This is a genomic window from Pedobacter sp. AC212 (genome assembly GCF_979258625.1).
In genome coordinates, this window is sequence record NZ_OZ409870.1 from 878,848 (window position 1) to 891,134 (window position 12,287).

Consider the following 12,287-nt stretch of genomic DNA (forward strand, 5'->3'; position numbering starts at 1 on the left):
ATTGGAAACTGAGAATTGAAAACTGAAAACTGAAACTGGCTATTCCTCCAAATCCATCGGATTCCAGAATACCTTTTTAAAATTAACTACCTTATCATTTTTCACTTCTACACCTTCTTTCAACAGCAATTCCTCCATCAGTTCTGGCGGGTCGAAATGAAATTTCCCCGTAAGCAAACCACTGCTGTTTACCACCCGGTGGGCAGGTACTTTCGGATGTGCGGTGCCAGCATAACTCATGGCATGCCCAACCATTCGAGATGATTTTGCGGCGCCTAAACTCTTCGCAATAGCGCCATAAGAAGTCACTCTTCCTTTCGGAATTAAGCGGGCAATCTCATACACCATTTCGTAAAAGTTGGTATCCATTATTCGAATGAAAACTGAATGTAATTAATATTTTTATCGTGAAGCAAATACTTCTTTTCGTAATAAGTTTTAATCGATAACACGTTATCTGCTAAATCAGATGTGTACAAATGATCAGTATTTTTATGTACAACCAGGTTTAGTTCCTCCACTTTTTCACAAGTGTAGGCATAAAGCTGGTCGTTATCCGTTTTTAGATTTACCTTACCACCTGGTTTCAAAACTGTTTTGTAGCGATTTAAAAACACGGGGAAAGTTAAGCGTTTTTTCTCTCTGCTGTCTTGTGGTTGAGGGTCGGGAAAAGTAATCCAGATTTCGTCGATTTCTCCCTCAGCAAAATAATCCAGCAAATTCTCGATTTGAATTCTTAAAAACGCAACGTTGTCAATTCCTTCTTCAATGGCGGTTTTTGCCCCACGCCAGATACGGTTGCCTTTATAATCTACACCGATAAAATTTTTCTCAGGAAATAATGTTGCCAAATTTACCGTGTATTCGCCTTTGCCACAAGCCAGCTCCAGTACAACGGGATTTTCATTTTTGAAATGTTCAGCAGCCCATTGGCCTTTAAGCGCTTTCCCTTCCTCTAATTGATATACGTTTGCAAAAGTTTCTATCTCTGCAAAACGTCTAAGTTTATCTTTACCCAAAAGTTTTTTTTCGGCAAATTTACAATTAAAACATTTATCCAGAGTTGTTTTTCCTGCCATAATGATTCCTTTTCAGTTTATCAATCGTATTTTTGCAGATTATTTAAAAGCAATACATTGGAAAAGAGCGCTAAAATATACATTGCTGGCCACCGTGGTATGGTTGGTTCGGCAATTCTCCGTAAGCTGGAAGCAGAAGGTTTCACTAATTTGATCACCAGAACTTCTGCTGAATTAGATTTAAGAAATCAACATGCCGTAACCGAGTTTTTTGATGCAGAAAAACCAGATTATGTGTTTCTTGCTGCGGCCAAAGTAGGCGGTATTGTAGCCAATAATACTTACCGGGCAGACTTCCTGTATGAAAACTTAGCCATCCAAAATAATGTAATTCATAATGCTTATTTAAGTGGTGTTAAGAAATTGATGTTTCTAGGCTCAAGCTGTATTTATCCAAAATTGGCGCCACAGCCGTTAAAGGAAGATTACCTTTTAACCGGCACATTGGAGCACACCAATGAACCATATGCCATTGCTAAAATTGCAGGGATTAAAATGTGCGATGCGTATCGTGATCAATATGGATGTAATTTTATCTCGGTAATGCCAACAAATCTCTACGGCTATAACGACAACTACCACCCTGAAAATTCACATGTTTTGCCTGCGCTAATCAGGAAAATCCATGAGGCGAAAATTAATGACCATCAAAGCGTTTCGGTTTGGGGTTCGGGTACCCCGATGAGGGAGTTTTTATTTGCTGATGATTTAGCTGATGCCTGTTTCTATCTGATGCAAAATTATAGTGAGCCTAACCTGATCAACATTGGCACAGGCCATGATCTTACCATAAAAGATTTAGCGCTGCTGATCAAAGAGGTGTTGCAGTTTGAAGGTGAGCTTGTATTTGACTCTTCAAAACCTGATGGTACCCCGCGTAAATTAATGGATGTAACTAAACTGCACAATTTAGGATGGAAGCATAAAATCGAATTGAGAGAGGGGATTGAATTGGCCTACCAGGATTTTCAAAGCAGGTATTAAATCAAGCTATATTTTTTGATAGTTAAAATTGATATATTTGAAGAAATTAATCAATTTTAACTATAATGACTTTAGTTCAGCTTGAATACATTGTTGCGGTAGATACTTACAGAAGTTTTGTTATTGCTGCAGAGAAATGTTTTGTAACGCAACCGACATTAAGCATGCAAGTGCAAAAATTGGAGGAATTGCTAAGCGTTAAAATCTTCGATAGAAGCAAACAGCCAGTATCTCCAACTGAAATCGGTGCGCAAATAATTGCACAAGCCAGAATCATTTTACAGGAAAGTGGAAAGGTAAAAGAGCTCATCAATAGCCAGCAACAAGATGTACTTGGCGAATTGCGAATCGGAGTTATACCTACCGTGGCCCCATACTTATTGCCTCAGGTAATTTCAGCAATGCTGGAAAAATACCCTGAACTAAAACTCCTCATTTGGGAATATACCACCGAAGATATTATTCATCACTTAAAAACAGGTGTACTGGATTGTGGGATTTTGGCCACTCCTTTAACAGATGCTAACATTATCGAATCGCCATTGTATTACGAAAACTTTGTAAGTTACATTAGCAAGAACAGTAAGCTTTACAAAAAGAAAGCTGTGGATGCTGAAGACCTTAACGATGAAAACATTTGGTTATTAAATGAAGGACATTGTATGAGAAACCAGGTGTTGAACATTTGCCGATCAACAAAAAACAATAGATTACAGGGTTTGGAATATAATACTGGCAGTGTAGAAACATTGGTGCGGATGGTAGATTTAAACGGTGGTGCAACATTGCTACCCGAATTGGCCATTGCAGAATTAAATGCCAAACAAACTAATAAAATCCGTCATTTCAAATCTCCAGAACCTGTAAGGGAAATTAGTTTGGTTACACACAAAAACTTCATTAAAATGAGAATGTTGAATGCCTTGAAAGAAGAGATTTTAGCCATTATCCCAAAAACAATGAAGCAAAAAAAGAAAAAAGACATAGTAGGAATTTAAACATGACTTGTTTTTTGAGGTTTCGAAAATCCTTCTTCTTTCTATAAATAGCCGTTAGCGGCTGGCTCATTTAGAGAAGAGTTACATAATGCTCACTTCTAAATTTTTATTTCAAAAGCATTAATCATCTGCATAGCTTGCTACAACCTATTGTATTAAATTAATTACTTGGTTTGGTTTTTGTTTTATTCGCTTATTACTTATTAATTTAGCCGTCACAACAAAACAACGTGAAAAAGAATATATTCCTAATTGTAATATTATGTATAGCTGCATATTCAGCTCATGCGCAAAAGCCTACCTATCTAGAAATGTTAGCCAATCAGCCCAAATGGGTTGATTCTGTTTTTAAAAAACTTAATCGTAGAGAAAAGATTGCCCAAATGTTTTTCGTTCGGGCGCATACCAATCTAGGTCAGAAATATACCGATTCGGTAGGTTTGGTAATAAAAAGAGAGCAGTTGGGAGGAGTAATATTTTTCCAGGGCGGACCAGTAAGGCAAGCCCGTGCTACAAATGCTTACCAAAAAGTAAGTCGTGTTCCTTTAATCGTGGCAAATGATGGCGAGTGGGGTTTGGGTATGCGTTTGGATAGTACTATTTCGTTTCCCTACCAAATGACGCTTGGAGCTATCCAGAACAAGGATTTGATTTATAGAATGGGGCAGGAAGTGGCCAAAGATTTTAAGCGAATGGGCATGCAAATGAACTTAGCTCCTGATGCTGATATCAATAATAATCCAAAAAATCCTGTAATCAATTATCGCTCGTTCGGTGAGAATAAATATAATGTAGCAACTAAAACCGGCGCTTACATGAAAGGGATGCAAGATGGCGGTTTACTAACCACCTTAAAACATTTCCCTGGCCATGGCGATACGGATGTAGATTCGCATTACGATCTTCCTCAACTTACCTTTACAGCGGCTCGCTTGGATAGTTTGGAGATGTATCCTTTCAGAGAACTAATTAAGCAAGGTGCATCAGGTGTGATGATTGCTCACATGAATATTCCGTCTTTAGATAACACCCCAAATCTACCATCAACACTGTCAAAACCAATCGTTACGGGGATTTTGAAGCAACGTTTAGGTTTTAAGGGCTTAATTATTTCTGATGCCATGGATATGAAAGGCGTAGTGAAATATTTCAAAAATGGTGAGGCTGATTTGTTGGGCATTATTGCAGGAAATGACATTCTAGAGCTTTCTGAAAACAGCGACAGAGCCATAACCTTAGTACGTAAAGCGGTAAGGCAAGGTAGAATCGACATGAAAGCCATTGATGAAAGTGTGAGGAAAATATTAACTGCGAAATATTGGGCAGGTTTGGGCAGCAGAGATTCGGTGGTTACCCAAGGGATTGTTGCGGGTGTAAATAGAGGCACAAGTACTGCATTGGTGCAGGAATTGGCCAATGCGTCGGTTACTTTACTTAAAGGAAAAGACTACATTAAAAATATGGTGCCAATTAGAAGGACAGCCATTATCAGTATTGGTGTTCCATCGGTTACCAGATTCCAAAAAGAGATCTCAAAAGGATTTTACAACTCTGTTTATTACGTTTTGGATAAGGATGCAACGTCAACTCAAATATCTAACGTAGCTAGAGAAATTGGCGCTTTTGATCAGGTAATTGTAGGAATTCACGACAGTAGAGCCAGACCAGGAAATAACATTCCATTAAACGCAGGTGTAAAAAATTTCATTAAGGAACTTTCAACAAAGAATACCATATTTTCTCTTTTTGCAAATCCCTATAACTTATCTGCTTTACCAGGCCTGGAAAACAGCAAAGGTTTAATAGTGGCTTACCAAAAAGAAGACTATATGCAAGTTTCGGCAGCTGCGGTAATTAATAACCGTTTGGTGCCAAAAGGGAAGTTGCCAGTAAGCATTTTGCCTAATTATAAGTTTGGTGATGGATTGTAGGTTGGGATAAACGGGGATTAAAAAAATTGCTATTTCTTAATTGAACTTAACTATTGTAGATAGGATTAGTTACAGATGATTACCTGCATTACGCCGATATTCATCTTTTGACTAATATCTGCCTTAGTTTAATGAGCATTTTCTTTCATTGATTTCCCTACCAGCAGCTATAATTTTTATCTTTGTTTTGAGAAAATTTGCAATCAAATGTCAGAAAGTTACATCGCCGAACAAATCTTCAATAAAGAAGATTTTACTTTACGTTCATTATCAAAAGCAGAATACGAAAACTGTAAATTCATTGGTTGTAATTTCTCTAGCTCCGATTTAAGTGGTGTAAAATTCCTCGATTGCGAATTTATTTCTTGTAACCTAAGCTTAGCGAACTTAACCAAAACAACATTTAATGAAGTAAGCTTTAACGATTGTAAAATGCTCGGTTTGCGCTTCGAAAGTTGCAATGATTTTGGTTTAGCTTTCCGCTTTAATAATTGTAAAATGGATCATTCTTCCTTTTATAAACTCAAAATAAAAAAGACCGAATTTATAAATTCACAACTCCACGAAGTTGATTTTTCTGAATGCGATTTATCTAATTCCATTTTCGATAATTGCGATTTATTGAGCGCAACTTTTGATAAAACGATTCTAGAAAAAGCCGATTTTAAAACGTCGTATAATTATTCTATAGATCCGGATAATAATCGGATAAAAAAAGCTAAATTTTCTCAATCCGGCTTAGCGGGCCTTCTTACTAAATATGATATTTTAATCAGCCAGTAGATAAAAATAAAAGCTTCCAAAAATTAAGAAATAATTCTTCGCTAAAATGTTACACTTCTTTTGATGTAACCTGAAAATATTGTAAGTTTAAAGTTTTTTAAGCGAGGTAGCTTAGAAAAATTTTATCCCCATCAATGTTACGCGTCGATAGTTCTAAACCTTGTAAAGTGGTGTACTCTTTGTGCAAACATGAGTATTTAGGCTATTTAATTGAGCCTCATATTGTTCAATTGAATCCACAAGGTGATTTCTCATTTACCTATCAACGAATTTTTACCCATACCGCAGAAGAATTTGCAGCTTGCTTAACTGAAATCGACTATAAGCTAATTAAGATTTTGGATGATATAGAGCAAGATTCTGTAATCAAAAAATACTATAAAAAGCTAATCAGACCTACCGAGTTTTTCACCAAAATCTTCGATGTTAAATTCTATGATAGTGTTCGCCCTAAAATAGAAAAGAAACTTGCCGAAGCACTCGAGATATTAAAGGTTAAAAATGAGCTTTACGTAATGGATAAAGACGGGTGGCCAGTTGAGCGTAAAATCGAATTGGCTGCCGAACCTGCTTCAATCCTTTTTCACTTCCGTAGAAATGAAACCGAAACAAGGTATTTCCCTACCATAAAATATCAAAACCTCCGCATCGAATTCATGTTTAAGGAGGCGCAGATTATTAGTAACAAACCTGCCTGGTTATTATTAAATGATGTACTTTACTTTTTTGATCAGGATATAGAAGGAAAAAAACTACAGCCATTTTTAGCAAAACGATACATTGCTATTCCGAAAGCTACCGAGGCAACTTATTTTGAAAAATTTGTTGCTCCACTTATCGAAAAGCACCATGTTTACGCCGAGGGTTTTGAGATCAGAACAGAGCAGTTTGAGGCAATTCCAATTATAAAGGTTTTATATGTAGATGGCGGCTTATCGCAAATTCAGTTATATTTTAAGTATGGCGAATATACCTTTCCTGTCGAAAATGCACACCGAGTAACCGTTCGTTTAGAGAAGACTGATGACAACTATATTTTCCATCGTATAAAACGTTCAGCAGATTGGGAGAAGAAACAATACAACTTACTTTTATCACTAGGGTTAAAAAAAACAAGCTCGCTTTTTAGTAATTTAGAGGTTGCTATAGAAGAAGAAAACCCGAGTTATGCAGCCATAAATTGGGTGAACGAGCATATCGAAATTTTGCTTGCCGCAGGCTTCGAAATAGAACAAGCCACAGGACAAAAGCGTTTTGTTTTCGGAGCCAATAAAATTGATTTAGAGGTAAAGGAAGGTAACGATTGGTTCGATATCAACGCCGTAGTTTGGTTCGGTAAATACCAGATTCCTTTCCTTTCATTAAAACAACATATTCTACACAAACGTAGAGAGTTTTTGCTTCCCGATGGAGAGGTAGCCATCATCCCAGAAAAATGGTTTACCCAATACGGAAGCCTGTTTAGCCTTGCCGAAACTACCGGTGGGATAAAGTTAAAAAAGCATCATATTGGTTTAATAAATGATTTGGCTGAAGACAGTTTGGCGAATGTAACTTTAGAACGCAAACTACAACGATTGGTAGATTTTGAGGATATCGCCGATACACAAATGCCAGTTAATTTTAAGGGCAGTTTACGCGATTACCAAAAAGCTGGTTACAATTGGTTTAGCTTTTTAAGGGAATATAACTTTGGTGGTTGTTTGGCTGATGATATGGGTTTGGGTAAAACCATCCAAACGCTGGCTATGTTGCAAAAAGTAAAAGAAGATGATCAGGCTGCGGGATTACAATCTACTTCCTTGATTATTATGCCTACTTCGTTAATTTATAACTGGCTTACCGAGGCAAAAAAATTTACCCCAAAGCTGAAAATTTATGCCCATACGGGTAGTAATCGGAATAAAGATGTAGCCAAGTTTGCTAGCTACGATATTATTATTACCACTTACGGTGTGACCAGGGTAGACATAGAAGAGTTAAAAAACTTTTACTTCAATTATGTTATTTTGGATGAAAGCCAGAATATTAAAAATCCGGCTTCTAAATCATTCAAATCCGTTCGAAGCTTGAAATCTAAACACCGACTGATTCTTAGCGGTACCCCAGTAGAAAATTCAGTAGGCGATTTATGGTCGCAGCTTACCTTTTTAAACCCTGGTTTATTGGGTACGCAAGCCTTTTTTTATGATGAATATGTACAGGCCATCGAAAAAAAGAAGGATGAAGAAAAAGCACGAAAACTCCAGTCTCTAATAAAACCTTTTGTACTTCGCAGAACCAAGGAACAGGTGGCCGCAGAATTACCTCCAAAAACCGAGCAGGTAATTTATTGCGATATGAGCGAAGATCAGGCTGCGTATTACGAAAAAACCAAATCTGCCTACCGCAATGACTTACTGGAGAGTATGGATAATGGCACTTTTGCACAAAAACAGGTTCAGCTTCTGCAAGGTTTAACCGCACTGCGCCAACTGGCTAACCATCCGGTAATGATCGATGGAACCTACGATTCTGATTCAGGCAAGTTCGAAAACGTAATCCATACGCTTGATAATGTGTTAAAGGGAGGACATAAAGTGTTGGTGTTTTCTCAGTTTGTAAAACATCTGGATATATTTAAAAAGCACTTCGAAGCAGAACACATTCCTTTTGCGTATTTAGATGGTGCAACCCGAAATCGCGGTGAGATTGTTTCGGAATTTCAACAGAATGAAAATTTAAAAGTGTTTTTGATTTCTATCAAAGCTGGTGGGGTAGGTTTAAATCTTACTCAGGCAGATTATGTCTTCATCCTGGATCCATGGTGGAATCCTGCGGTAGAACAGCAAGCCATTGATAGAACACACCGGATTGGGCAAGATAAAAAGGTTTTTATTTATAAATTTATTGCGAAAGATACTGTTGAGGAAAAGATTCTTGCGTTGCAAAATCGCAAAAAGTCTTTGGCCAATTCATTAATTACCACCGAAGAAAGCTTCTTTAAATCGCTTAGTAAAGATGATATAAAAGATTTATTAAGGTAATCCTAAAACTCTATCAAAATCAATTTGTTATATCCTAGAATTTAAAATCTACGATCATGACAAATGAAAATTTAAATACAGCCTTGAATAATGTTAAAGAGGCTTGGAAGTACCCAGAATTATTTCAAAACACCTCACGTTCTGAGCGCATATTATCTGGGGTGGTAGGTTCCTACCTTTTGTTTAAAGGTTTAACCAGCATTTTTTCTCATCCGGTAATTGGGGCTACAGGCGCAGCAGTTGGTGCCGGATTATTATACCGCGGCATTACAGGTTATTGCCCTGCCCGCGATTTGGCAGAACAGCAGCAAGATTTGGATTTAGAATCAAATGATATCGTGATTAAAGAAACCATCATTTCTACAGAGTTGTAGTAATAAATTCAATACGAAACTTTCATTTCTTAATAAACTGGTTAACTTTAAATGTTAATCAATAACTATGAGCAAGTACGCATTATTTATTATCCCAACTTTACTAGGCATGTCAGCAATTGCACAGGAAAAGAAGATAGATCCAGCCAAAGACCCTAAAACTACCGAGGTTTGGGAACCCGTTCCTAAAGTTGTTTCACCAGGTCAACTCCCTCAAAATGCACCTTCGGATGCCATTATATTATTTGATGGTAGAAACCTGGATGCATGGCATTCGGTAAAAGACCCTACAAAACCTGCCGCCTGGACAATAGACGATGGTTTTTTTACTGTTAAAAAAGGTACGGGGAATATCGAAACGAATAAAAAGTTTACCGATTATCAATTGCATATGGAATGGAAAATTCCTGCAAATATTACTGGTGAAGGACAAGCGAGAGGCAATAGCGGAGTGTTTTTAGCGTCGACTGGAGGTGGTGATGACGGTTATGAAATTCAGATTATGGATGCTTATAACAACAAAACCTATGTAAACGGCCAAACTGGAAGTGTTTACAAACAAGGCACTCCGTTAGCCAATGCAAACAAGAAACCAGGAGAATGGCAGTACTACGATATCATCTGGAATGCACCTCGTTTTAATGAAGATGGTTCGGTTAAAAAACCTGCAAGTGTAACTGTTTTACTAAATGGTGTACTATTGCAAAACAACTTCTTACTTAAAGGAGAAACCAGGTACATTGGTGCGCCAGAATATAAAAAGCATGGTCCAGCATCAATAAAGTTGCAAGATCATGGCGATCCTAGTCCGCCGATTAGCTTTAGAAATATTTGGGTTAGAGAATTATAGACCTAGAAATTGAAACCTGCAAATGTGAACTTGCAGGTTTTTTTATTGCCTTCGTTTTGAGGATGATTAGTTCAGCATGCCGAAAATTGCTATTTCGATGGAAGGTTTCTTTTTTCCTGCAATATGTCGAGATAATCTTCCATATCGATCATTTCTGCACCCAAACTCAAAAGATGATCATTAGGGATTTGACAGTCAATTAATTCAACATTTAATTTGCTTAAATGAATTAAGGCAACTTTCGAAGCGTTACTGACATGGCTAAACATACTTTCGCCACAAAAAACATGATTAATTTTTAGGCCGTATAATCCGCCTACCAAAGTATCTTTTAACCAAACTTCAATACTGTGGGCAAAACCTTGTTCGTGTAAATTGATGTAAGCTTTTTGCATTTCATCAGTAATCCATGTGCCATCCTGGCCTTTACGTGGTGTATTGGCGCAATTTAAAATTACATCAGTAAATGCTTTATCAACAGTAATTGCAAAAGTTTCAGCAGCTAAAACTTTTCTCATGCTTTTACTGATCTTTATTTTATCGGGATAAATTACACATCGTTCATGCGGGGCATACCATAAAATAGGATCGCCCTCGCTAAACCATGGAAATATCCCATTTGAATACGCGTTGAGTAATCGATCTACACTTAAATCACCACCAATTGCCAGTAAACCATCGGGTTCAGCTAACTTAGGATCAGGGAAACCATAGTCATCTTCAAGGAGTTGAAAAAACATGTGCGAAAATAAGAAAGAAAACAAACATTAAACCCTTACGTTTATTTTATGTCATACTGTTAAATTGTCCATTATGAGCGCAAAAGATAATTTCATCAAAGTAAAGCATCTTTACAACCGTGCAGGCTTCGGTATTTCATATCCTGATTTAAATAAGCTAAGCAAAAAGAACATCAACAAAGTAGTTGATGGGTTACTTGAAGAACCTAAAAAAGACGATGCCATCACTTTGGTAAACGATGGCGAATCGAGAAGGCAAATGCTGGTTCAAGCTGGCTTGTACGCGAAAAAAGATTTAACTGATGATGAAAAGAAAATGCGTAGGGAGATTGTTCAGATGCAGAATGAGGTCAGTCGCGATTTGAATATTGCCTGGGTGAGTAAGATGATCAATACTGATAGCCCATTGCGAGAGAAGATGACACTGTTTTGGCATGGACATTTTGCCTGCCGGAGCAATAACCCGATGTATGCACAACAACTCAACAACATACAGCGTCAACATGGTTTAGGAAGCTTCAGAACACTTTTAATTGAAGTTTCAAAATCACCTGCGATGTTGCAGTATCTCAATAACCAGCAGAACAAAAAAGGTAAACCGAACGAAAATTTTGCCCGTGAATTGATGGAGTTATTTACTTTGGGAAGAGGTAATTACACGGAAAATGATATTAAAGAGTCGGCCAGGGCTTTTACCGGTTGGACCTACGATAAAGATGGAACTTTCTTTTTTAGAAAGAACCAGCATGATGATGGTACCAAAACCTTTTTCGGTAAAATTGGAAATTTTGAAGGCGAAAATATCATCGATATTATTTTGGATAAACCTGAAACGGCAACTTTCATCAGCAGAAAAATTTATAGGTTTTTTGTAAATGATACTCCTAATGAAGAACACGTTAAAGAATTGGCAAACCATTTTTATAACGCTAAATACGATATATCCGAAATGATGCGGAAATTGTTTACCGCCGATTGGTTTTACAGCCCGGAAAATGTGGGTACTAAAATTAAATCGCCTGCCGAGTTTTTGATTGGTTTAAGTCGCGAATTTTTTGTTACCTACAATAAACCGCAAGTACTCATTCAACTCCAAAGTAGTTTGGGGCAATACCTATTCAATCCACCAAACGTGGCAGGTTGGCCAGGTGGGCAAAATTGGATTGATAGCTCATCGCTGATGCTCAGAATGCGGATCCCTTCGTTGGTTTTAAATGATGGCGAAATCGATTTTAGCGGTAAAGCCGATCCGGAAGATGAAGCTGTAATTGCATTGAGCAGAACTGCTACAACCATGGCTAACAACACCAAGAAGCCAAAATCGTACGTAAATGCCCAGGCCGATTGGCCAAAATTTTTAGATACTCTACCCAAAGGATTAACTCCTGTGGAGCTTACGGAATTCTTGTTGCAACCTAAATTGAACGATAAAATAACCAGAATGGTTGCCGATAATAAGGGTTTACGAAGCACAGCTGTAGAAATTACAAGCATGCCCGAATATCAACTTTGCTAAATCATC

At 37.4% G+C, this 12,287-nt stretch carries 11 protein-coding genes; 8 read left to right on the plus strand and 3 right to left on the minus strand.

Annotation, left to right across the window (positions count from 1 at the left end):
• Positions 1–39: 39 nt before the first annotated feature.
• Both ACZZZC_RS03785 and trmB read right to left on the minus strand, forming a co-directional pair.
• A complete protein-coding gene (locus ACZZZC_RS03785) occupies positions 40–369 on the minus strand; it encodes an MGMT family protein (protein ID WP_463484906.1) in 330 nt (109 codons plus the stop codon).
• Positions 369–1,019, minus strand: a complete 651-nt coding sequence (gene trmB, locus ACZZZC_RS03790; protein ID WP_463486297.1) for a tRNA (guanosine(46)-N7)-methyltransferase TrmB — start codon at positions 1,017–1,019, stop codon at positions 369–371. Before trmB ends, ACZZZC_RS03785 begins: the two co-directional genes overlap by 1 nt.
• 117 nt (positions 1,020–1,136) lie before the next feature.
• On the opposite strand from trmB, the gene fcl reads away from it, so the two are divergent.
• The 7 genes from fcl to ACZZZC_RS03825 all read left to right on the plus strand — a co-directional run bounded on the left by fcl (position 1,137) and on the right by ACZZZC_RS03825 (position 10,025).
• Positions 1,137–2,063: a GDP-L-fucose synthase gene (fcl, locus tag ACZZZC_RS03795; protein WP_463484907.1), complete on the plus strand. Its 927-nt coding sequence runs from the start codon at positions 1,137–1,139 to the stop codon at positions 2,061–2,063.
• Between the two features lie 65 nt (positions 2,064–2,128).
• Positions 2,129–3,061 (plus strand): LysR substrate-binding domain-containing protein, encoded by a 933-nt coding sequence (locus tag ACZZZC_RS03800; protein WP_463484908.1) that lies wholly within the window; start codon positions 2,129–2,131, stop codon positions 3,059–3,061.
• A gap of 230 nt (positions 3,062–3,291) precedes the next feature.
• Positions 3,292–4,992 (plus strand): glycoside hydrolase family 3 protein, encoded by a 1,701-nt coding sequence (locus tag ACZZZC_RS03805; protein ID WP_463484909.1) that lies wholly within the window; start codon positions 3,292–3,294, stop codon positions 4,990–4,992.
• 207 nt (positions 4,993–5,199) lie between these two features.
• A complete protein-coding gene (locus ACZZZC_RS03810) occupies positions 5,200–5,775 on the plus strand; it encodes a pentapeptide repeat-containing protein (protein WP_463484910.1) in 576 nt (191 codons plus the stop codon).
• Positions 5,776–5,909: 134 nt separating this feature from the next.
• On the plus strand, positions 5,910–8,801 hold the full coding sequence (locus tag ACZZZC_RS03815; RefSeq protein WP_463484911.1) for a DEAD/DEAH box helicase: 2,892 nt from the start codon (positions 5,910–5,912) through the stop codon (positions 8,799–8,801).
• Between the two features lie 56 nt (positions 8,802–8,857).
• Complete coding sequence (locus tag ACZZZC_RS03820) at positions 8,858–9,175, plus strand: YgaP family membrane protein (RefSeq protein ID WP_463484912.1); 318 nt, start codon at positions 8,858–8,860, stop codon at positions 9,173–9,175.
• A 67-nt stretch (positions 9,176–9,242) separates the two neighbouring features.
• On the plus strand, positions 9,243–10,025 hold the full coding sequence (locus ACZZZC_RS03825) for a 3-keto-disaccharide hydrolase (RefSeq protein ID WP_463486627.1): 783 nt from the start codon (positions 9,243–9,245) through the stop codon (positions 10,023–10,025).
• 89 nt (positions 10,026–10,114) lie between these two features.
• Here the strand turns inward: ACZZZC_RS03825 and aat are convergent, their stop codons facing one another.
• The gene (gene aat / locus ACZZZC_RS03830) at positions 10,115–10,765 is read right to left on the minus strand and encodes a leucyl/phenylalanyl-tRNA--protein transferase (protein ID WP_463486628.1); all 651 of its coding nucleotides are present in this window, start codon (positions 10,763–10,765) and stop codon (positions 10,115–10,117) included.
• Positions 10,766–10,838: 73 nt separating this feature from the next.
• Between aat and ACZZZC_RS03835 the strand changes: the two genes are divergently transcribed.
• On the plus strand, positions 10,839–12,281 hold the full coding sequence (locus ACZZZC_RS03835) for a DUF1800 domain-containing protein (RefSeq protein ID WP_463484915.1): 1,443 nt from the start codon (positions 10,839–10,841) through the stop codon (positions 12,279–12,281).
• Positions 12,282–12,287 lie beyond the last annotated feature (6 nt).